21 protein-coding genes are annotated in these 22,113 nt (G+C 66.7%); 20 read left to right on the top strand and 1 reads right to left on the bottom strand.

The annotated features are described in order from the left end of the window. Positions 1–14 precede the first annotated feature (14 nt). Positions 15–1,640, bottom strand: coding sequence for a GMC family oxidoreductase (locus LGR54_RS15565; protein WP_230362911.1), 1,626 nt, complete (start codon positions 1,638–1,640; stop codon positions 15–17). 407 nt (positions 1,641–2,047) lie between these two features. Here LGR54_RS15565 and LGR54_RS15560 point away from each other — a divergent pair, with 407 nt between their 5' ends. The 20 genes from LGR54_RS15560 to proS all read left to right on the top strand — a co-directional run bounded on the left by LGR54_RS15560 (position 2,048) and on the right by proS (position 22,090). Continuing rightward, complete coding sequence (locus tag LGR54_RS15560; protein ID WP_214006466.1) at positions 2,048–2,413, top strand: NADH-quinone oxidoreductase subunit A; 366 nt, start codon at positions 2,048–2,050, stop codon at positions 2,411–2,413. Then, complete coding sequence (locus LGR54_RS15555; RefSeq protein ID WP_214006467.1) at positions 2,404–2,985, top strand: NADH-quinone oxidoreductase subunit B family protein; 582 nt, start codon at positions 2,404–2,406, stop codon at positions 2,983–2,985. The genes LGR54_RS15560 and LGR54_RS15555 overlap by 10 nt, the downstream gene beginning before the upstream one ends. 60 nt (positions 2,986–3,045) lie before the next feature. Continuing rightward, the gene (locus LGR54_RS15550) at positions 3,046–3,660 is read left to right on the top strand and encodes an NADH-quinone oxidoreductase subunit C (protein ID WP_214006468.1); all 615 of its coding nucleotides are present in this window, start codon (positions 3,046–3,048) and stop codon (positions 3,658–3,660) included. Positions 3,661–3,677: 17 nt separating this feature from the next. Further along, positions 3,678–4,877, top strand: a complete 1,200-nt coding sequence (locus LGR54_RS15545) for an NADH-quinone oxidoreductase subunit D (protein WP_230362910.1) — start codon at positions 3,678–3,680, stop codon at positions 4,875–4,877. 36 nt (positions 4,878–4,913) lie between these two features. Further along, complete coding sequence (gene nuoE / locus LGR54_RS15540; protein ID WP_230362909.1) at positions 4,914–5,765, top strand: NADH-quinone oxidoreductase subunit NuoE; 852 nt, start codon at positions 4,914–4,916, stop codon at positions 5,763–5,765. A 10-nt stretch (positions 5,766–5,775) separates the two neighbouring features. After that, entirely contained in the window at positions 5,776–7,077 is a 1,302-nt protein-coding gene (gene nuoF, locus LGR54_RS15535) for an NADH-quinone oxidoreductase subunit NuoF (protein WP_230362908.1), read from the top strand. Positions 7,078–7,086: 9 nt separating this feature from the next. Continuing rightward, a complete protein-coding gene (nuoG, locus tag LGR54_RS15530) occupies positions 7,087–9,165 on the top strand; it encodes an NADH-quinone oxidoreductase subunit NuoG (protein ID WP_230362907.1) in 2,079 nt (692 codons plus the stop codon). 13 nt (positions 9,166–9,178) lie between these two features. Continuing rightward, positions 9,179–10,225: an NADH-quinone oxidoreductase subunit NuoH gene (gene nuoH, locus LGR54_RS15525; RefSeq protein ID WP_214006474.1), complete on the top strand. Its 1,047-nt coding sequence runs from the start codon at positions 9,179–9,181 to the stop codon at positions 10,223–10,225. A gap of 1 nt (position 10,226) precedes the next feature. After that, positions 10,227–10,490, top strand: a complete 264-nt coding sequence (locus tag LGR54_RS15520; RefSeq protein WP_230362906.1) for a hypothetical protein — start codon at positions 10,227–10,229, stop codon at positions 10,488–10,490. 10 nt (positions 10,491–10,500) lie between these two features. After that, entirely contained in the window at positions 10,501–10,989 is a 489-nt protein-coding gene (gene nuoI / locus LGR54_RS15515) for an NADH-quinone oxidoreductase subunit NuoI (protein ID WP_013166662.1), read from the top strand. 92 nt (positions 10,990–11,081) lie between these two features. After that, positions 11,082–11,687, top strand: a complete 606-nt coding sequence (locus tag LGR54_RS15510; protein WP_214006476.1) for an NADH-quinone oxidoreductase subunit J — start codon at positions 11,082–11,084, stop codon at positions 11,685–11,687. A 3-nt stretch (positions 11,688–11,690) separates the two neighbouring features. Then, positions 11,691–11,999 carry an NADH-quinone oxidoreductase subunit NuoK gene (gene nuoK, locus LGR54_RS15505; protein ID WP_214006477.1) on the top strand — a complete coding sequence of 103 codons (309 nt, stop codon included), beginning with the start codon at positions 11,691–11,693 and terminating at the stop codon, positions 11,997–11,999. A gap of 13 nt (positions 12,000–12,012) precedes the next feature. After that, entirely contained in the window at positions 12,013–13,941 is a 1,929-nt protein-coding gene (gene nuoL / locus LGR54_RS15500; protein WP_230362905.1) for an NADH-quinone oxidoreductase subunit L, read from the top strand. Then, positions 13,941–15,455: an NADH-quinone oxidoreductase subunit M gene (locus LGR54_RS15495; protein WP_230362904.1), complete on the top strand. Its 1,515-nt coding sequence runs from the start codon at positions 13,941–13,943 to the stop codon at positions 15,453–15,455. Before nuoL ends, LGR54_RS15495 begins: the two co-directional genes overlap by 1 nt. A 45-nt stretch (positions 15,456–15,500) precedes the next feature. After that, positions 15,501–16,931 (top strand): NADH-quinone oxidoreductase subunit NuoN, encoded by a 1,431-nt coding sequence (nuoN, locus tag LGR54_RS15490; protein WP_230362903.1) that lies wholly within the window; start codon positions 15,501–15,503, stop codon positions 16,929–16,931. A 2-nt stretch (positions 16,932–16,933) separates the two neighbouring features. Continuing rightward, the gene (locus LGR54_RS15485) at positions 16,934–17,710 is read left to right on the top strand and encodes a biotin--[acetyl-CoA-carboxylase] ligase (RefSeq protein WP_230362902.1); all 777 of its coding nucleotides are present in this window, start codon (positions 16,934–16,936) and stop codon (positions 17,708–17,710) included. A 29-nt stretch (positions 17,711–17,739) separates the two neighbouring features. Further along, on the top strand, positions 17,740–19,419 hold the full coding sequence (locus LGR54_RS15480) for a ribonuclease J (protein ID WP_230363198.1): 1,680 nt from the start codon (positions 17,740–17,742) through the stop codon (positions 19,417–19,419). A gap of 40 nt (positions 19,420–19,459) precedes the next feature. Beyond that, complete coding sequence (gene mce, locus LGR54_RS15475; RefSeq protein ID WP_230362901.1) at positions 19,460–19,864, top strand: methylmalonyl-CoA epimerase; 405 nt, start codon at positions 19,460–19,462, stop codon at positions 19,862–19,864. A 3-nt stretch (positions 19,865–19,867) separates the two neighbouring features. Next, positions 19,868–20,137 carry a DUF1467 family protein gene (locus tag LGR54_RS15470; RefSeq protein WP_230362900.1) on the top strand — a complete coding sequence of 90 codons (270 nt, stop codon included), beginning with the start codon at positions 19,868–19,870 and terminating at the stop codon, positions 20,135–20,137. Positions 20,138–20,767: 630 nt separating this feature from the next. Next, positions 20,768–22,090, top strand: a complete 1,323-nt coding sequence (proS, locus tag LGR54_RS15465; RefSeq protein ID WP_230362899.1) for a proline--tRNA ligase — start codon at positions 20,768–20,770, stop codon at positions 22,088–22,090. Positions 22,091–22,113 lie beyond the last annotated feature (23 nt).

The following is a 22,113-nucleotide window of genomic DNA, read 5'->3' as shown; positions in this document are numbered from 1 at the left end:
GGCGGCAACAGGCTCTAGCGCGCGTCGGCGCGGATCATCGCCGCTGCCTTTTCGGCGATCATCATGGTGGGGGAGGCGGTGTTGCCGGAGACGATGGTCGGCATCACCGAGGCGTCGACCACCCGCAGCCCCTCGATGCCGAACACCCGCAGCCGCTCGTCGACCACCGCGAGCGGGTCGCTCGGCAGTCCCATCTTGGCGGTGCCGACCGGGTGGAAGATGGTGGTGCCGATCTCGCCGGCGGCGCGCACCAGGCTGTCCTCGTCGTCGCCGACCGCGGGGCCGGGCAGGAACTCCTCCGGGCGGAGCGATGCCAGCGCCGGCCGCTTCACGATGCGGCGGGCGACGCGCAGGCTGTCCGCCGCCACCTGCCGGTCCTCCTCGGTCGCGAGGTAGTTGGGGCGAATCGCGGGGGGCGCCGTCGGGTCGGCGCTGGTGAGGCGGACATCGCCACGGCTGCTTGGGCGCAGATTGCACACGCTCATGGTGAAGGCGGGGAAGGGGTGCAGCTTCTCGCCGAACTTGCCGAGCGACAACGGCTGCACGTGGAACTCAATGTCCGCGCGCTCCTTGTCCGGCCGCGAGCGGGTGAACAGGCCGAGCTGCGACGGCGCCATGGTGAGCGGCCCGCGTCGGAACAGGGCGTATTCCAGCGCCATCGACGCCTTGCCGATCAGCGAGTGGGTGCGCTCGTTCAGCGTGTTGGCGCCATGCACCTTATAGATCAGCCGCAATTGCAGATGGTCCTGAAGGTTGGCGCCAACACCCGGCCGGTCGAGGGCGACGCCGATGCCGTGACCGGCCAGCTCGGCGCCTGGGCCGATGCTGGACAGCATGAGGATCTGCGGCGAGCCGATGGCGCCGGCCGAGAGGATGACCTCGCCATGGGCGCGGGCGGTGCGGGCGACGCCGTCCTGCCGGTAGGCGATGCCGACGGCGCGGTGGCCCTCGAGAATCACCCGCTCGGTGAGGCAGCCGGTGCGCAGGGTGAGGTTCGGCCGGTTCAAAACGGGCTTGAGGAACCCTCGCGCGGCGCTCCAGCGCAGGCCGCGCTTCTGGTTGACCTGGAAATAGGCCGAGCCCTCATTGTCGCCGGTGTTGTAGTCATCGATCGGCGCGATGCCGTCCTGCGCCGCCGCCTCGCGCACCTTGTCGAGCAGCGGCCAGGTGAGGCGCGGGAATTCGACGCGCCACTCGCCGCCGGCGCCGTGGATGTCGCTGGCGCCGCGATAGTGGTCCTCGTGGCTCTTGAAGATCGGCAGCACGTCGTCCCAGCCCCAGCCGGCGAGCCCGAGCTGGCGCCAGCCGTCATAGTCGCCGGCCTGGCCGCGCATGTAGATCATCGCGTTGATGGCGGAGCAGCCGCCGATCACCTTGCCGCGTGGATAGGCGAGGGCACGGCCGTTGAGCCCCGGCTCCGGCTCGGTGCGGAACATCCAGTCGGCGCGGGGATTGCCGATGGCGAACAGGTAGCCGACCGGGATGTGGAACCAGATCCAGTTGTCGCGCCCGCCGGCTTCCAGCAACAGCACGCGCCTGCGCGGATCGGCGGAGAGCCGGTTGGCGAGCACGCAGCCGGCCGAGCCGGCCCCGACGATGATGTAGTCGTAATGCTCGTCGGCGGGCGTGTCGTCGGTCATGGAGGCACCTGTTCCTGCTACCGCATCGGAAGTTCCGACGCGCCCCGTTTCTGGCGCATTCCGCACCGGATCGCCACTGCCCAGGGGAGACTCACCGGAGGTGGAAGGGGGCCGCGGCGGGGCGGTCGCGGGGGCGGCACGGGGCGATCGCGGGCCTCTCCATGCGGTATGAGACGAAAGTCTGGCGTCACGATATTGTCCTAACGAACCAACAGGATGCCGCAATGCGGCGTAAACCGTTGGGAACGTTGGGTCGGCTGTGAATTTTGTATGCCACGACTTACGTAACGCTCATCGACGCCCTTGCCCTCTCTGGGGCGGTGCGATAAGCCTGCCCTGTGCTTTGAATATTTCGCAACTGAGGTTGCGCGCCAAACGGCGCCCACGCACCGGGGAGGATGCGGCCCATGAGCAGCCTGCTGCAGGATTACCTGCCGGTCGTCATTTTCATCGGGGTTTCGGCCGTCATCGGGATCGCCCTGCTGGTGGCCCCCTTCATCGTCGCCTTCTCTCGACCCGATCCGGAGAAGATGTCGGCTTATGAATGTGGCTTCAATGCGTTCGACGACGCGCGCATGAAGTTCGACGTCCGTTTCTACCTGGTGTCGATCCTCTTCATCATCTTCGATCTCGAGGTCGCCTTCCTGTTTCCCTGGGCCATCACCTTCGGGGAACTCGGTAATTTCGGCTTCTGGTCGATGATGATTTTCCTGGCCGTGCTCACCATCGGCTTTGTCTACGAATGGAAGAAGGGAGCGCTCGAATGGGATTGAGCGCCGCGAACACTCCTCTCGTCGCTCCGGCGGCGAAGGGAATCATCGATCCGAACACCGGCCGGCCGATCGGCGCGACCGATCCGTTCTTCGTCGAGGTGAACAACGAGCTGGCCGACAAGGGCTTCCTCGTCACCGCCACCGACGAGCTGATCAACTGGGCGCGCACCGGCTCGCTCATGTGGATGACCTTCGGCCTCGCCTGCTGCGCGGTGGAGATGATGCAGGTCTCCATGCCGCGCTACGACGTGGAGCGCTTCGGCTTCGCGCCCCGCGCCTCGCCACGCCAGTCCGACGTGATGATCGTCGCCGGCACGCTGACCAACAAGATGGCCCCGGCCCTGCGCAAGGTCTACGACCAGATGCCGGAGCCGCGCTACGTCATCTCCATGGGCAGCTGCGCCAATGGCGGGGGCTACTACCACTACTCCTACTCGGTGGTGCGCGGCTGCGACCGGATCGTGCCGGTCGACATCTACGTGCCGGGCTGCCCGCCGACGGCTGAGGCTCTGCTGTACGGCGTGCTGCTGCTGCAGAAGAAGATCCGCCGCACGGGCACCATCGAACGCTAAACGACTGCGAACGCTGAACGACCGACGCCGGGCGCATAGAGCGGGCAAGACGGGTAAGACATGGACGAGACGCTGAGAGAGCTTGGGGCGCACATCGCCGAGGCGCTGCCGGATGCGATCGACGAGATTGTCGTCGCCTATGGCGAGCTCACCGTGACGGTGCCGGGCGCCGAGGTGGTGAAGGTGCTGACCTTCCTGCGCGACGACCCGTCCTGCCGGTTTGTCAGCTTCATCGACATTTGCGGCGTCGACTGGCCGAAGCGCGAGAAGCGCTTCGACGTAGTCTACCACCTGCTGTCGCCGACGCTGAACGCCCGTATCCGGGTGAAGGCGGAGACCGACGAGACCACCCCGGTGCCCTCGGCAACTTCGGTATTCGCCGGCGCGCTGTGGTTCGAGCGCGAAGCCTACGACATGTACGGCATCCTGTTCTCGGGCCACCCGGAGCTGCGGCGCCTGCTCACCGATTACGGCTTCGACGGCTATCCGCTGCGCAAGGACTTCCCGACCACGGGCTTCGTCGAGGTGCGCTATGACGACGAGCGCAAGCGCGTGGTCTACGAGCCGGTGAAGCTCGCGCAGGAGTTCCGCAATTTCGACTTCCTGTCGCCGTGGGAGGGGCCTGACTACGTGCTCCCGGGTGACGAGAAGGCTTCGGCCCCCAAGGCTGGTTGAGGCGGAGTGACACGACCATGAATGCTCCCATCACGCCGGACGCCAACGTTCGTAACTTCCAGATTAACTTCGGCCCGCAACATCCTGCTGCGCATGGCGTTTTGCGTCTCGTGCTGGAGCTGGACGGCGAGATCGTCGAGCGTGTCGATCCGCATATCGGCCTGCTGCATCGCGGCACCGAGAAGCTGATCGAGACCAAGACCTTTACCCAGGCGATGCCTTATTTCGACCGGCTCGACTATGTCGCGCCGATGAACCAGGAGCATGCCTACTGCCTCGCCGTCGAGCGGCTGCTCGGGGTGACGGTGCCCAAGCGCGGCCAGCTGATCCGCGTGCTCTATTCCGAGATCGGTCGCATCCTGTCGCACATGCTCAATGTGACGACGCAGGCGATGGACGTCGGCGCGCTCACCCCGCCGCTGTGGGGCTTCGAGGAGCGCGAGAAGCTGATGGTCTTCTACGAGCGCGCCTCGGGAAGCCGGATGCACGCCGCCTATTTCCGTCCCGGTGGCGTCCACCAGGACCTGCCGCGCCAGCTGGTGCAGGACATTCTCGACTGGATCGATCCGTTCCTGAAGGTCTGCGACGACCTCGAGGGCCTGCTCACCGACAACCGCATCTTCAAGCAGCGCAATGTCGACATCGGCATCGTGTCGCTGGAGGACGCCTTCGCCTGGGGCTTCTCCGGCGTGATGGTGCGGGGCTCCGGCGCGGCGTGGGACCTGCGCAAGTCGCAGCCCTACGAGTGCTATGACGAGCTGGAATTCGACATTCCGATCGGCAAGAACTGCGACAATTACGATCGCTACTGTATTCGCATGGAGGAGATGCGGCAGTCGGCGTACATCATGCGCCAGTGCTGTCAGCGCCTCCTCAAGGAGACCGGTCCGGTCTCGGCGGTCGACAACAAGATCGTCGCGCCCAAGCGCGGCGAGATGAAGCGCTCGATGGAAGCGCTCATCCATCACTTCAAGCTCTACACCGAAGGCTTCCATGTCCCGGCCGGCGAAGTTTACGCCGCGGTGGAAGCGCCCAAGGGCGAATTCGGTGTCTATCTGGTGTCTGACGGCACCAACAAGCCCTATCGCTGCAAGATCCGCGCGCCAGGCTTCGCCCATCTTCAATCGATGGATTTCATGTGCCGCGGCTACATGCTCGCGGACGTTTCGGCGATCCTCGGGTCGCTGGATATCGTGTTCGGGGAAGTGGACCGCTGAGCCCGGGGCTCAGGGGTTCGATCGGAAGGGTACGGCATGTCGGTCCGTAGGCTTGCGCCCAAGGAATTGCAGCCCGAGAGCTTCGCCTTTACGGCGGAGAATCTGGCTTGGGCGGAAAAGACCATCGCCAAATATCCGGCTGGCCGGCAGGCCAGCGCGGTGATCCCGCTGCTCATGCGCGCGCAGGAGCAGGCGGAGGGTTGGGTATCTGAACCGGCGATGCGCTATATCGGCGAGATGCTCGGCATGGCGCCGATCCGCGTCTACGAGGTCGCCACCTTCTACACGCAGTTCCAGCTGCTGCCGGTCGGCAAGAAGGCGCATATCCAGGTCTGCGGCACCACGCCCTGCATGCTGAAGGGCGCCGGCGACCTGATGAAGGTCTGCAAGAAGAAAATCCATCCCGAGCCCTTCCATCTCAACGCGAGCGGCTCGCTCTCCTGGGAAGAGGTCGAGTGCGCCGGCGCCTGCGTGAACGCGCCGATGGTGCAGGTGGTGAACGAGGTGTTCGAGGACCTGACCCCGGAGATCCTCGAGGGCATCATCGACGCCTTCGAGCGCGGCGAGAAGCCGGCCATCGGCCCGCAGAACGGCCGCAAGAGCTCGGAGCCGGTCACCGGCCTTCGCGTGCTGACCTCGCCGGAGCTCTATGACGGCTCGATGGTCGGCACGGGTATCGGCCTTGCCGCCGCGCGCGACGCGATTGCCGCCCGCGAGGCCGCCGCCGCGCAGCCCAAGCCCGCCGAACCGGCCGCCGCCGCGGCCCCGCCCGCGCCGCCGAAGTCCGACCCGGCCCCGGCGAAGCCGCCGGTCGCCGAGGCGGTCAAGGTCGCCGGCGCCGCCGATTCCACTGGCCCGGCGAAGCCCGACGCGCCGAAGCCGAACTGAGGAGCGAACCATGCTGGCAGACAAGGATCGCATCTTCACCAATATCTACGGCTATCAGGACTGGGGCCTGCCGGGCGCGCTGAAACGCGGCTCGTGGGATGGCACCCGGACCATCATCGATGCCGGCCGCGACTGGATCATCGACCAGATGAAGGCCTCCGGCCTGCGCGGCCGTGGCGGGGCGGGCTTCCCGACCGGCCTGAAGTGGTCGTTCATGCCCAAGCAGTCGGACGGGCGCCCGCATTACCTCGTCGTCAACGCCGACGAATCCGAGCCCGGCACCTGCAAGGACCGCGAGATCCTGCGCCACGACCCGCATCACCTGGTCGAGGGCTGCCTGATCGCCGGCTTCGCCATGGGCGCGCACGCCGCCTATATCTATGTGCGCGGCGAGTTCATCCTCGAGCGCGAGCGTCTCCAGGCGGCGGTCGACCAGGCCTATGAGGCCAAGCTGATCGGCAAGAACAACGTGCATGGCTGGGACTTCGACATCGTCGTCCACCATGGCGCCGGCGCCTATATCTGCGGCGAAGAGACCGCGCTGATCGAGAGCCTGGAAGGCAAGAAGGGCCAGCCGCGCCTGAAGCCGCCATTCCCGGCCAATGTCGGCCTCTATGGCTGCCCGACCACGGTGAACAACGTCGAATCCATCGCGGTGGCGCCGACCATCCTGCGCCGCGGCCCGGCATGGTTCTCCGGCATCGGCCGCGCGAACAATGTCGGCACCAAGCTGTTCGGCATTTCCGGCCATGTGAACACGCCCTGCATCGTCGAAGAGGCTATGGGCATTCCGTTCAAGGAGCTTATCGAGAAGCACGGCGGTGGGGTGCGCGGCGGCTGGGACAACCTGCTCGCCATCATCCCCGGCGGCGCGTCCTGCCCGGTGATCCCGGCGGCGGACTGCGAGGAGCTGATCATGGACTTCGACGGCTGCCGCGCCGCGAAGTCCTCCTTCGGCACCGCCGGCGTGCTGGTGATGGACAAGCAGACCGACATCATCCGCGCCATCGCCCGCATCTCCTACTTCTTCCGGCACGAGAGCTGCGGCCAGTGCACGCCCTGCCGCGAGGGCACCGGCTGGATGTGGCGGGTGATGGACCGCATGGCGGAGGGCCGCGCCCAGAAGCGCGAGATCGACCTCCTGTTGCAGGTCACCACCCAGATCGAGGGTCACACCATCTGCGCGCTTGGCGACGCCGCCGCGTGGCCGGTGCAGGGCCTGATCCGGCATTTCCGTCCCGAGATCGAGAAGCGGATCGACCAGTATTCGGCGAACCCCCATTCCGACCCGGTGCCGGTAGCGGCGGAGTAAGAGAGCACCATGGCCAAGCTCATCGTCGACGACATCGAGGTCGAAGTCCCCGCCGAATACACGCTGCTGCAGGCGTGCGAGGCGGCGGGCGCCGAAATTCCGCGCTTCTGCTTCCATGAACGGCTGTCCATCGCCGGTAATTGCCGCATGTGCCTCGTCGAGGTGAAGGGCGGGCCGCCCAAGCCGCAGGCGAGCTGCGCCATGAGCGTGCGCGACCTGCGCCCGGGCCCGAATGGCGAGCCCCCCGTCGTGCTCACCAAGAGCCCGATGGTGAAGAAGGCGCGCGAAGGGGTGATGGAGTTCCTGCTCATCAACCACCCGCTGGACTGCCCGATCTGCGACCAGGGTGGCGAGTGCGACCTGCAGGACCAGGCCATGGCCTATGGCGTGGACACCTCCCGCTACGCCGAGAACAAGCGCGCGGTCGAGGACAAGTATATCGGCCCGCTGGTGAAGACCTCGATGACGCGCTGCATCCAGTGCACGCGATGCGTCCGCTTCACCACCGAGGTGGCCGGCGTGTCCGAGCTCGGCGCCATCGGGCGCGGCGAGGACATGGAGATCACCACCTATCTCGAGGCGGCGCTCTCCTCCGAATTGCAGGGCAATGTCGTCGACCTCTGCCCGGTCGGCGCGCTGACCCAGCGTCCCTATGCCTACCACGCCCGTCCGTGGGAGCTGGTGAAGACCGAATCCATCGACGTGATGGACGCGGTCGGCTCCAATATCCGCGTCGACACCCGCGGCCGCGAGGTGATGCGCATCCTGCCGCGTCTCAACGAGGACGTGAACGAGGAGTGGATCTCCGACAAGACCCGCTACATCTGGGACGGCCTGAAGACCCAGCGCCTCGACCGCCCCTATGTGCGCGTCGGCGGCAAGCTGCGGCCGGCGGGCTGGCCGGAGGCCTTCGCCGCCATCGCCGCCAAGGTGAAGGGCGTGGCCGGCAACCGCATCGGCGGCCTCGTCGGCGACCTCGCCTCGGTGGAGGAAGTGTTCGCGCTGAAGCAGCTGCTGACCGCGCTCGGTTCGGCCAACATCGACTGCCGTCAGGACGGGACCAAGCTCGACCCAGCGCTCGGCCGCGCCTCCTACCTGTTCAACGCGACCATCGCCGGCATCGAGCAGGCCGATGCGCTGCTGATCGTCGGCGCCAATCCGCGCCTCGAGGCCTCGGTGCTCAATGCCCGGATCCGCAAGCGCTGGCTGCACGGCAACTTCCCGATCGGGCTGATCGGCGAGGCGGTCGACCTGACCTATGGCTATGACTATCTCGGCGCCGGCACCGATACGCTGGCCGACCTCGTCGGCAGCGGCACCTTCGCCGAGACGCTGAAGAACGCCAAGAACCCGCTGATCCTCGTCGGCCAGGGCGCGCTTTCCCGGCCGGACGGCGCGGCGGTGCTGGCGCTCGCTGCGCGGCTCGCGGTGGCGGTCGGCGCGGTGAAGGACGGCTGGAACGGCTTCTCCGTGCTGCACACGGCGGCTTCGCGCGTCGGCGCGCTCGATGTCGGCGCTGTGCCCGGCGCCGGCGGCCTCGACGCGGTGGCGATGACCAATCCGGGCGGGGCCGAGGTGATCTTCGCGCTCGGCGCCGACGAGATCGACATCGCTCCGGGGGCCTTCGTGGTCTATATTGGCACCCATGGTGACCGCGGCGCCCATCGCGCCGACGTCATCCTGCCGGGCGCCGCCTATACCGAGAAGTCCGGCACCTATGTGAACACCGAGGGGCGGGCGCAGATCGCCAACCGCGCGGCTTTCCCGCCCGGCGAGGCGCGCGAGGAATGGGCGATCCTGCGGGCGCTCTCCGACGTGCTCGGCAAGAAGCTGCCCTTCGACAGCCTCGGCCAGCTGCGCGCCGCGCTCTATGCCGCCCATCCGCATCTGGCCCGCATCGACCATGTCGAGCCGGCCGACGCGCAGGCGGTCATCGATCTCGGCGCCAAGGGCGGGGAGACGGCGAGTGCGCCGTTCCACGCCGCGGTGACCGCGTTCTACCTCACCAATCCGATCGCCCGCGCCTCCGCCGTGATGGCGGAATGCTCCGCGCTCGCCCAGAACCGCCTCGCGGCGGCGGCCGAGTGAGGGGGAGGGGAGCATGACCGAGACCGTGACCACCACCTGGTTCGACACCCTCATCCACGTCCTGATCATCGTCGCCCAGAGCCTCGGGCTGCTGGTCGGCCTGCTGATCATCGTTGCCTATGTGCTGCTGGCCGACCGCAAGATCTGGGCGGCGGTGCAGCTGCGCCGCGGCCCCAACGTGGTCGGGCCGTTCGGCCTGTTCCAGTCCTTCGCCGACCTGATCAAGTTCGTGCTGAAGGAGCCGGTGATACCGGACGGGTCCAACAAGGGCCTGTTTCTGCTGGCGCCCTTCGTCACCTGCATGCTGGCGCTGGCCGCGTGGGCGGTGATGCCCATCAGTGCCGGCTGGGTGGTCGCGGACATCAATGTCGGCGTGCTCTACATCTTCGCCATCTCGTCGCTGGGTATCTACGGCGTGATCATGGCCGGCTGGGCGTCGAACTCGAAGTACCCGTTCCTGTCGGCGCTGCGCGCGGCGGCGCAGATGGTGTCCTACGAGGTCTCGATCGGCTTCGTCATCGTCACCGTTCTGATGTGCGCGGGATCGCTGAACCTGTCGGCGATCGTCGAGGCGCAGAATGGCTCGCTGGGCATGTTCGGCTGGTACTGGCTGCCGCTGTTCCCGATGTTCGTGATCTTCTTCATCTCGGCGCTGGCCGAGACGAACCGCCCGCCCTTCGATCTCGGCGAGGCGGAATCCGAACTGGTCGCCGGCTTCATGGTGGAATACGGCTCGACACCCTACATGATGTTCATGCTGGGTGAGTACGTGGCGATCATGACCATGTGCGCGCTGACCACGATCCTGTTCATGGGTGGCTGGCTGCCGCCCTTCCCGATCGCGCCCTTCACCTGGGTGCCGGGGATCGTGTGGTTCCTGCTCAAGGTGCTGCTGGTCTTCTTCATGTTCGCCATGGTCAAGGCCATGGTACCGCGCTACCGCTACGACCAGTTGATGCGCCTGGGCTGGAAGGTGTTCCTGCCGATCTCGCTGGCGATGGTGGTGCTGGTGGCGTCGGTGCTGCATTTCACCGGCCTGGCGCCGGGTGCCGGAGGCTGACATGAGCGAGGGGACGCTGGCCGGGCTGTTCGAAGCCTCAGCCGTCGCCTGGATGGGAGCGCTGATCGGTCTGCTGATCGGCCTGCTCGAATGGTTCCTACTGCCGCGGCTGATGGAAACATCGATCCGCGGCTCGCGAGAGGCCCGCAAGCTGAGCCGTGATCAGCTTGAGGGCGTGATTTCCTGGTGGAAGACGGTGATCCGGGTGTTCGCCGTCTCGATGCCGCTGCTGGGCTTTGGGCTCGCCGCGGCGATGGCGGAGTGAGGAGAGCGACATGAGGTTGGATCTGGCGGCGCGCCAGCTGCTGCTCACCGAGTTCGTCTCGGCGTTCTTCCTGGCGATGCGCTACTTCTTCAAGCCGAAGGCGACGCTGAACTATCCCTTCGAGAAGGGGCCGGTGAGCCCGCGCTTCCGCGGCGAGCACGCGCTGCGCCGCTACCCGAACGGTGAAGAGCGCTGCATCGCCTGCAAGCTGTGCGAGGCGATCTGCCCGGCGCAGGCCATCACCATCGAGGCCGGCCCGCGCCGCAACGACGGCACGCGCCGCACCACGCGTTACGACATCGACATGGTGAAGTGCATCTATTGCGGCTTCTGCCAGGAGGCGTGCCCGGTGGATGCCATCGTCGAGGGGCCGAACTTCGAGTTCGCCACCGAGACGCGCGAGGAACTCTACTACGACAAGGCAAAGCTGCTCGCCAATGGCGACCGCTGGGAACGCGAGATCGCGCGCAACATGGCGCTCGATGCGCCGTATCGCTGAGCGGCGGGAGACGACAAGGTGATCGACGTGACGGGAATGGGCGTTCGCGCGGCGGCCGGTGGCACGGCCGGAAATATCAGGGAGTGCCGGGCATGAGCCTTGCCGCGCTGTTCTTCTATCTCTTCGCCGGTGTGGCGGTGGCGTCGGCCTTCATGGTCATCGCCTCGCGCAACCCGGTGCATTCGGTGCTGTTCCTGATCCTCACCTTCGTCAACGCGGCGGGGCTGTTCATCCTGATCGGCGCCGAATACCTCGCCATGCTGCTGGTGGTCGTCTATGTCGGCGCGGTGGCGGTGCTGTTCCTGTTCGTGGTGATGATGCTCGACGTCGACTTCGTCGAGCTGCGCCAGGGCTTCCTGCAATACCTGCCGGTGGGCGTGCTGATCGGCCTCGTCTTCCTCGCCGAGCTGGTGCTGGTGTTCGGCTCCTGGACCTTCGGCCAGGGCGTCACCGGCGCGGTGGCGGCAGGGCCGTCCGACGTCACCAACGCGGTGCAGATCGGCCGGGTGCTTTACACCGACTATGTGTATTTCTTCCAGGCGGCGGCGATGATCCTGCTGGTGGCGATGATCGGCGCCATCGTGCTGACCCTGCGCCACAAGCCGAACGTCAAGCGCCAGAGCATTCCGGTGCAGAATGCGCGCACCAAGAAAATGGCGATGGACGTCGTCAAGGTGCCGTCGGGCAAGGGGCTCTGAGCCATGGTCATCGGTCTTCCCCACTACCTGACCGTGGCGGCGATCCTGTTCACGCTGGGCACGCTCGGCATCTTCCTCAACCGGAAGAACGTGATCGTCATCCTGATGTCGATCGAGCTGATCCTGCTCTCGGTGAACATCAACTTCGTCGCCTTCTCGGTTTTCCTCGGCAATATCACCGGACAGATCTTCGCGCTGTTCGTGCTGACGGTGGCTGCCGCCGAGGCGGCCATCGGCCTCGCCATCCTCGTGGTGTTCTTCCGCAATCGCGGTTCGATCGCCGTCGAAGACATCAACACGATGAAGGGTTGAGGGAGACCCGAGCATGTATCAGGCGATCGTCTTCCTCCCGCTCGCAGGCTTCCTGATCGCGGGGCTGTTCGGCCGCGCCATCGGCGCGCGTGCCTCCGAGCTCATCACCACCGGCTTCCTGCTGCTGTCCTGCCTGCTGTCCTGGATCGTCTTCATCCAGACCGGCTTTGGCGGGCAGCAAGGCACCGTCGAGCTCTTCACCTGGATCTCGTCCGGCGGCCTCGACGTGAAGTGGGCGCTGCGCGTCGACACGCTGACCGCGATGATGCTCATCGTGGTCACCACGGTGTCCTCGCTCGTGCATCTCTACTCCATCGGCTACATGCACGAGGATCCGAGCCGGCCGCGCTTCTTCGCCTATCTCTCTCTGTTCACCTTCGCCATGCTGATGCTGGTGACGGCGGACAACCTCGTCCAGCTGTTCTTCGGCTGGGAGGGCGTGGGCCTCGCCTCCTACCTGCTGATCGGCTTCTGGTACGAGAAGCCCTCGGCCTGCGCCGCGGCGATGAAGGCGTTCATCGTCAACCGCGTCGGCGATTTCGGCTTCGCGCTCGGCATCTTCGCCGTGTTCATGATGACCGGCTCGGTCGGCTTCGAGCAGGTCTTCGCGGCGGCGCCCTCGCTCGCCGACAAGAGCATCCACTTCCTCGGCCATGACTGGCACGCGCCGACCGTCATCTGCCTCTTGCTGTTCGTCGGCGCCATGGGCAAGTCGGCGCAGTTCGGCCTGCACACCTGGCTGCCGGACGCGATGGAAGGCCCGACCCCGGTGTCGGCGCTGATCCATGCCGCGACCATGGTGACCGCCGGCGTGTTCATGGTGGCGCGTCTCTCGCCGATCTTCGAATTGTCGCAGACCGCGCTCAGCGTGGTGATCTTCTTCGGCGCCACCACCGCCTTCTTCGCGGCGACGGTCGGCCTGGTGCAGAACGACATTAAGCGCGTCATCGCCTACTCGACCTGCTCGCAGCTCGGCTACATGTTCGTGGCGCTCGGGACCGGGGCCTATTCGGTGGGCGTGTTCCACCTGTTCACCCACGCCTTCTTCAAGGCGCTGCTGTTCCTCGGCGCCGGCTCGGTCATCCACGCGATGCACCACGAGCAGGACATGCGGCACATGGGCGGGCTCGCCAAGAAGATCCCGTACACCTATGCCGCCATGCTGATCGGCACGCTGGCGCTGACCGGATTCCCGTTCACCGCCGGCTACTACTCCAAGGACGCGATCATCGAGGCGGCCTTCGTCAGCCACAACCCGATGGCAACCTATGGCTGGCTGTCGACGGTGGCGGCGGCGGCGCTGACCTCGTTCTACTCCTGGCGCCTCGCCTTCATGACCTTCCACGGTCATCCGCACGACCACCATCATTACGAGCACGCGCATGAATCGCCGCTGGTGATGATGATCCCGCTCGGGGTTCTGTCGGCGGGCGCGCTGTTCGCGGGCTTCCTGTTCTACCCCTATTTCGTCGGCCACGACGTCGAGCACTTCTTCCGCGAGGCCATCTTCATGGCGCCGGACAACAAGATCCTGGAGGAGATGCACCACGTCCCCGCCTGGGCGAAGTACCTGCCGACGGTGATGATGGTGCTGGGCTTCGTGTTCGCCTACTGGATGTACATCGCCAATCCGGCGGTGCCGAAGGCGCTCGCGAGGCGGAACGACGTGCTGTACCGCTTCCTGCTCAACAAGTGGTACATCGACGAGCTCTACGACTTCCTGTTCGTGCGCCCGACCATGTGGCTCGGCCGCTTCCTGTGGAAGCAGGGTGACGGCCGCGTCATCGACGGCTGGGGCCCGAACGGCATCTCGGCCCGGGTGATCGACGTCACCAACCGCGTCGTCCAGCTGCAGACCGGCTATCTCTACCACTATGCGTTCGTGATGCTGGTCGGCGTCGCCGCCCTGATCACCTGGTTCATGTTCGGGGGCGCGCACTGATGTACGACTGGCCCATTCTTTCGGTCGTCACCTTCCTGCCGGTCGTCGGCGCGCTGCTGATCGTGCTGATGATCCGCGGCGACGACGAGGTCGCGCAGCGCAATGCCCGCTGGGTCGCGCTGTGGGCGACCCTCGTCACCTTCCTCATCTCGCTGCTGCTGCTGTTCGGCTTCGATCCGTCGAGCACCGACTTCCAGTTCCAGGAAAACCGGCCCTGGCTCGGCGACATCGCCGCCTATCGCATGGGCGTCGACGGCATCTCCATGCCCTTCGTGCTGCTCACCACGCTGCTGATGCCGATGTGCATCCTGGCGAGCTGGGAGTCGATCCATGTGCGCGTCAAGGAGTACATGATCTGCTTCCTGGCGCTCGAGACGCTGATGATCGGCACCTTCTCGTCGCTGGACCTGCTGCAGTTCTACATCTTCTTCGAAGGCGGCCTGATCCCGATGTTCCTCATCATCGGCATCTGGGGCGGCAAGCGGCGCATCTACGCCACCTTCAAGTTCTTCCTCTACACGCTCGCCGGCTCGGTGCTGATGATGCTGGCCATCATGGCCATGTACTGGCAGGCCGGCACCACCGATATCCGCGTGCTGCTGACGCACGGCTTCCCGGCGGGCATGCAGACTTGGCTATGGCTGGCCTTCTTCGCCTCCTTCGCGGTGAAGATGCCGATGTGGCCGGTGCACACCTGGCTACCGGACGCCCACGTCGAGGCGCCGACCGCCGGCTCGGTCATCCTGGCCGGCATCCTCCTGAAGATGGGCGGCTACGGCTTCCTGCGCTTCTCGATCCCGATGTTCCCCGACGCGTCGCTGTATTTCGCGCCGCTGGTCTACACGCTCTCCGTGGTGGCGATCATCTATACCTCGCTGGTCGCGCTGATGCAGGAGGACATCAAGAAGCTCATCGCCTACTCCTCGGTGGCGCATATGGGCTTCGTCACCATGGGCATCTTCACCATGACCCAGGAGGGTATCCAGGGCGCGGTGTTCCAGATGGTGAGCCACGGCTTCGTCTCCGGCGCGCTCTTCCTGTGCGTCGGCGTGGTCTATGACCGCATGCACACCCGCGAGATCGCCGCCTATGGCGGCCTCGTCCACCGCATGCCGGTCTACGCGACCTTCTTCATGGTGTTCACCATGGCGAATGTCGGCTTGCCCGGCACCTCCGGCTTCATCGGCGAGTTCCTGACCATGCTGGCGGCGTTCGGCCGCAACAGCTGGGTGGCGTTCTTCGCGGCCACCGGCGTCATCCTCTCGGCAGCCTATGCGCTCTGGCTCTACCGGCGCGTGATCTTCGGGCCGCTGGAGAAGGACAGCCTGAAGGACATTCTCGACGTCAACCGCCGGGAACTGGCCTCGCTGGTGCCGCTGCTGTTCTTCACCATCCTGTTCGGCGTCTGGCCCGGGCCGATCCTGGAGGCGTGCAACGTCGCCGTGCAGGCGATCGTCTCCCGCGCCGATGTCGCCGCCGGCGTGGCCAAGGCCGCCGCCCTGGCGCTGTACTGAGGTGGCTGCCTTGAACCGACCCCTGATGCTCGCGGAGCCTGCCCGATGACCTTCTCCCTTGCCGCGCTCGGCCCCGCGCTGCCCGAGATCCTGCTGGCGCTCGCGGCGCTGTTCCTGGTGCTGTTCGGCGCCATCGCCGGAGCCAAGTCGGTCGACACGGTGAACGGCCTGGCGCTCGCCGCCCTGTTCGCGGCGCTGGTGCTGGTGCTGCTCGGCCCCTCCGAGCCGGTGGCGCTGTTCGGCGGCTCGTTCCAGGTCGACGCCTATGGCCGCTTCCTCAAGGTGCTGACGCTGCTGGGCTCCGGCGGCGCGCTCGCCATGTCGGTGGATTGGCTGAAGATCGAGAAGCAGAGCCGCTTCGAGTTCGCCGTGCTCATCCTGCTCTCGACTCTCGGCATGATGATGCTGATCTCGGCCGGGGACCTCATCGCCCTCTATATGGGCCTCGAGCTGATGAGCCTGTCGCTCTACGTCATCGCCGCCAACAACCGCGACTCGGTACGTTCCACCGAGGCGGGCCTGAAGTATTTCGTGCTCGGCGCGCTGTCCTCCGGCATGCTGCTCTACGGCGCCTCGCTGATCTACGGCTTCACCGGCTCGGTGAACTTCGCCAAGATCGCCGCGGCCGCCCAGGAGCCCTCGCTCGGCCTGATCTTCGGCATCGTGTTCATGTTCGCCGGCCTCGCCTTCAAGGTGTCGGCGGTGCCGTTCCACATGTGGACGCCGGACGTCTATGAGGGCGCGCCGACCCCGGTCACCGCCTTCTTCGGCGCGGCCCCCAAGGTGGCGGCCATCGCGGTGTTCGTGCGCTTCTCGCTGGAAGCGCTGCCGAACGTCGCCCACCAGTGGCAGCAGATTGTCGTCTTCATCTCGCTGGCCTCGATGGTGCTCGGCGCCTTCGCCGCCATCGGCCAGAAGAACCTGAAGCGCCTGATGGCCTATTCCTCCATCGGCCATATGGGCTACGCGCTGGTCGGCCTCGCCGCCGGCACGGAGGAGGGCGTGCGCGGCGTGCTGGTCTACATGACCGTGTACATGGCGATGACGCTCGGCACCTTCGCCTGCATCCTGTCCATGCGCCGCAAGGACGGCATGGTGGAGAATTACGACGAGCTCGCCGGCCTCGCCCGCACCAGCCCGGTGAAGGCGTTCATGCTGGCGGCGCTGATGTTCTCGCTGGCCGGCATCCCGCCGCTCGCGGGCTTCCTCGCCAAGTACTACGTCTTCCTCGCGGCGATCCAGGCCGGGCTCTACACGCTCGCGGTGGTCGGCGTGCTGGCGAGCGTGGTGGGCGCCTTCTACTATCTGCGCATCGTCAAGGTGATGTATTTCGACGAGCCGGCCGCTCCCTTCGAGCCGATGCCGGGTGAGCTCAAGGCGGTGCTGGCGGTGTCCGGCCTGTTCATCCTGCTGCTGTTCGTCTATCCGGCGCCGCTGCTGGCGGCGGCCGGGGTGGCGGCGAGGGCGCTCTTCTGAGGATGGGCGCCGACCGACCAGCAACGCCGGTCGTCCGCTTCGACGAGATCGGCTCCACCAATCAGGAGGCGCTGGCCCGGGCAACCGGTGCCGGCGCCGGTTCCGTTCTGGCCCCCTGCTGGTTCGTCGCTGCCCGGCAGAGCGCCGGTCGCGGCCGGCGCGGGCGTCCCTGGGACTCGCGGCCGGGCAATCTCTATGCCTCGCTGCTGCTGGTCGATCCGGCCCCGCCGGTGCGCCAGCCCGAGCTGTGCTTCGTCGCCGCTTTGGCACTTTATGACGCGGTGCGCGCCGTCACCGGCATCGACCCCTTGCGCATCGGCGTGAAATGGCCGAACGACGTGCTGATCGACGGCGGCAAGCTCGCCGGCATCCTGCTGGAAGGCACGATGACGGCGGACGGACGCGGCGCGACGGTGATCGGCTTCGGCGTCAACTGCGCCCGCAGCCCCGAGGACACGCCGTATCCGACGGTGAGCCTGACCGGCGCCGGCTTCCCGACCGAGCCGGATTCGTTGCTGGCGGCGCTCGACGCCGCCATGCTGGATCGGCTGGCGCAGTGGGATCGCGGCGAGGGTTTCCCGCGCACGCGCGAATCCTGGCTGCGCTGCGCGTTCGGCCTCGGGCGGGCGGTGACGGTGCGGCTGCAGGGCCGCGAGACGGAAGGCATATTCGAGGCGCTGGATTTTTCCGGCGCGCTGGTTCTGCGGCGCCCGGACGGGGTGCGCGAGACGATACGCGCCGGCGACATCTTTCCGTCGTCGGCGGGGCAAGCACGGTGAAAGCCGGCGTGAAGAAAGGCAAGTGAGTGATCAAGTCTTCGGACGAGCTGGTATTCGCCGCACTGGGGGGCGTCGGCGAAATCGGCATGAATCTCGGGCTCTACGGGTTCGGTCCGCGCCACAAGCGGCAATGGCTGGTGGTGGATCTCGGCATTTCCTTCGCCGGGCCCGACGTGCCGGGTGTCGACATCATCATGCCGGACATCACCTTCCTTGACGCCGAGCGCGAGCGCATCGTCGGCCTGGTGCTGACCCATGGCCATGAGGACCATGTCGGGGCGCTGGTCGATTTGTGGCCGCGCCTCGGCTGCCCGGTCTACACGACGCCGTTCACCGCCGCGCTGGCGGAGGCCCGCCGGCTCGGCGAGCCCGGCGCGCCGAAGATCCCGTTCCGCGTGGTGCCGACTGGCGGCCGCGAGAAGATCGGGCCGTTCGACGTCGAGTTCGTGCCGGTCGCGCATTCGATTCCCGACAGCCACGCGCTGGCGATCCGCACCTCGCTCGGCCTCGTCGTCCATACCGGCGACTGGAAGATCGATCCGACCCCGGTGGTCGGCAACGTCACCGATCCCGCCCGTTTCACCGCGCTCGGTGACGAGGGCGTGCGGGCGGTGATCTGCGATTCCACCAACGCCATCCGCGACGGCGTCTCCCCCTCGGAGGCCGATGTCGGGCTGGTGCTGGCCGACATCATGCGCGCCTCGCCCAACCGCGTGGCGGTGACCACCTTCGCCTCGAACGTGGCGCGCATCCGCTCGGTGGCGGAAGCGGCGCATTCGGTCGGCCGCGAGGTGGTGCTGGTCGGCCGCGCCATGGAGCGGGTGATCACCGTGGCGCGCGAGCAGGGGCTGCTGAACGGCCTGGCGCCGTTCCGCTCGGTGGACGCCTATGGCTTCCTGCCGCGCGACAAGGTGGTGGCGATCCTGACCGGCAGCCAGGGCGAGCCGCGCGCGGCGATGTCCCGCATTGCCTCCGACGATCATCCCGAGATCGCGCTGTCGGCCGGCGACCACGTGATCTTCTCCTCGCGGACCATTCCCGGCAATGAGCGCGAGGTGAACCGCATCATCAACGCCCTGGTGCTTCAGGGCGTGAAGGTGACGACGGACCGCGACGCGCTGGTGCACGTTTCCGGCCATCCGCGCCGCGGCGAGCTGGAGCAGATGTACCAGTGGCTGCGCCCGCGCATCTCAGTGCCGGTGCATGGCGAGCCGCTGCATCTGTCCGAGCATGCCGATCTCGCCCGCCGCATGGGGGCGAAGCAGGTGGTGCGCATCGTCGACGGCGACGTGGTGCGCCTGATCGGCGAGGATCCGAGCCACGATGCCGAGGTGATCGAGGAGATCCCGGTCGGCAAGCTGTACAAGGACGGCCTGGTGCTGGTCGGCGACGCGGATTCCGCCATCGCCGAGCGCCGGCGGCTGTCCTTCGCCGGCGTCGTCTCGGTGGCGGTGGCGATGACCAGCAAGGGCGAGGTGGTGGGCGATCCGATGATCGACCTCACCGGCATCCCGCAGGCCGGCATCGGCGGGCGGCCGCTCGACGAGGTGGTGGAAGACGCGGTGCTGGACTGCCTCGACGGCCTGCCCAAGCAGCGCCGGCGCGACCCGGACGCGGTGGCGGAATCGCTCACCCGGGCGGTGCGCTCGCAGGTGAACGCCGCCTGGGGCAAGAAGCCGCTCTGCCACGTGCTGGTGATCACGGTATGAAGGTCGCCGCCTGAGCATGTGACGGCGGGGAGGAAGTGTCATGATCGGCCGTCTCAATCATGTCGCCATCGCGGTGCCGGATCTCGCGGCGGCGAGCGCGCTCTACCGCGACACGCTCGGCGCCAAGGTCTCGACGCCGGTTGACCAGCCCGAACATGGCGTGACGACGGTGTTCATCGAACTGCCGAACACCAAGATCGAGCTGCTGGGCCAGCTAGGCGAGGGCTCGCCGATCGGCAAGTTCCTGGAGCGCAACCCGGATGGCGGCATCCATCACATCTGCTACGAGGTAGACGACATCCTCGCCGCCCGCGACCGGCTGACGGTCGCGGGCGCGCGGGTGCTGGGCACGGGCGAGCCGCGCCTCGGCGCGCATGGCAAGCCGGTGCTGTTCCTGCATCCCAAGGACTTCAACGGCACCCTCGTCGAACTGGAACAGGCCTGAACCATGTTCGGCATCGGCACCTATATCGCCATCTACTTCATCGTCTGGTGGACGGTGATCTTCATGACGCTGCCCTTTGGCGTGCGCTCGCAGCACGAGGACGGGGTGGTGCAGGACGGCACCGAGCCGGGCGCGCCGCTGCGCCCGCTGCTGCTGCGCAAGGCCATCGCCACCACGCTGATCGCGGCGGTGATCGTCGGGCTGTTCGCCTTCCTGGTGGAGACGCACCGGCTGCGGCTCGACATGTTCCCGATGCCGTTCAAGGTCGATTGACGCGGGCAGGGTGACCGCCGAGGGGGCCGCGCCGCCTCTATGCCGGTTTGTTGAACGGCGCGTCGGCCGGCGAGGGATTCAAGGCCGCGCGATTCCCCGGAGTGTCGTCGTCGCCACCAGGCCGTTCATGACAGTGCCGGGAATGGGGCAGGTGAGGGGAGCGGTTTCCCGGCAAAACCGTCATCGCGACAAACCCGTGACGCGCGACCAGCTGTGACGCAGACAAAAAAAGAGGCGGGATCCGAAAATCCCGCCTTCTCTTTCTCATGGCCGCCCGCACCTGGTTCCGTCCCGTTTTACGGTGATCTGCCAGGGGGCTTTCTTGCCGATCATTCCTCCCGAGACCCGGGCCGAACGCCGCGCTAGAGCGTGGACGGGCGGTCCCCTTTCTTGAGGATTGCAACATAGGCCGGAATGGAACGGCTTGTCATCCTTGCGCCGCAATAGATCGTTTGTGCAGCGCAATAGTCAAAAGTGCAGCGAAGGCGCGGCAACCGTTCAAATTGCTGTCGTCACAGGGCGTGGAGGGACGGAGAGGCGGGCGAGGGCTTGTGTTTTTGTCGCCGATCCGGTTTCACTCGGCACCACTTTTCCGGCCAGCCGCGCCGGTCGAATCGAAAGTCCCGTCCGATGCGCCTGTCCCGCTACTTCCTTCCGATCCTGCGCGAAGTGCCGAAGGAAGCCGAAATCGTCTCGCACCGGCTGATGCTGCGCGCCGGCATGGTCCGGCAGGAGAGCGCCGGCATCTATGCCTGGCTGCCGCTCGGCAAGAAGGTGCTGGACAAGATCTGCAACGTCATCCGCGAGGAGCAGAACCGCTCCGGCGCCATCGAGATCATGATGCCGACCATCCAGTCGGCCGATCTCTGGCGCGAGAGCGGTCGCTATGACGACTACGGCAAGGAGATGCTCCGCATCAAGGATCGGCACGAGCGCGACATGCTCTACGGGCCGACCAATGAGGAGATGCTCACCGAAATCGTCCGGGCCTATGTGAAGTCCTACAAGGACCTGCCGCTGAATCTCTACCACATCCAGTGGAAGTTCCGCGACGAGGTGCGTCCGCGCTTCGGCGTCATGCGCTCGCGCGAGTTCCTGATGAAGGACGCCTATTCGATCGATCTCGACTTCGAGAACGCGGTCATCGCCTATAACCGCATGTTCGTCGCCTATCTGCGCACCTTCGCCCGGCTGGGGCTGACGGCGATCCCGATGGTCGCCGACACCGGCCCGATCGGCGGCAATCACAGCCACGAATTCATCATCCTCGCCTCCACCGGCGAGAGCGAGGTGTTCTGCCACGCCGACTATCTCGAGATGGCACCGCCCCCGGCTGAGATCGATTTCCGCGACCCGGCGGCGCTGCAGGCGGCGGTGGACCAGTGGACCAGCCTCTACGCCGCCACCGAGGAGAAGCACGACGTCGCCGCCTTCGAGGCGGTCGAGGAGGGCAAGCGCCTCTCGGCCCGTGGCATCGAGGTCGGCCACATCTTCTATTTCGGCACCAAATACTCCGAGCCGATGGGCGCCAAGGTCACCGGACCGGACGGCGTCGAGCGCCCCGTGCATATGGGCTCCTACGGCATCGGCCCCTCGCGCCTGGTGGCGGCGATCATCGAAGCCTCGCATGACGAGAACGGCATCATCTGGCCGGACGCCATCGCGCCGTTCCAGGTCGGCATCCTCAACCTGAAGGTCGGCGACGCCGGCACCGACGCCGCCTGCGAGCAGCTCTATGCGACGCTGACCGCCAAGGGCGTCGACGTGCTCTACGACGACACCGAGGAGCGGCCCGGCTCGAAATTCGCCACCGCCGACCTCATCGGCCTGCCCTGGCAGATCATCGTCGGGCCCAAGGGGCTTGCCGCCGGTACGGTGGAGCTGAAGCGCCGAGCGGATGGCGCGCGCGAGAACCTGTCGGTCGAGTCTGCACTCGCCCGCGTTCTCGGCTGAGCCGGAAGGCGGCGGAGGCGAGA

The organism is Ancylobacter sp. Lp-2 (genome assembly GCF_020523795.1).
GTDB lineage: Bacteria > Pseudomonadota > Alphaproteobacteria > Rhizobiales > Xanthobacteraceae > Ancylobacter.
The sequence above is the reverse complement of the archived record's forward strand: the minus strand, read 5'-3'. Positions and strand labels throughout refer to the sequence as shown.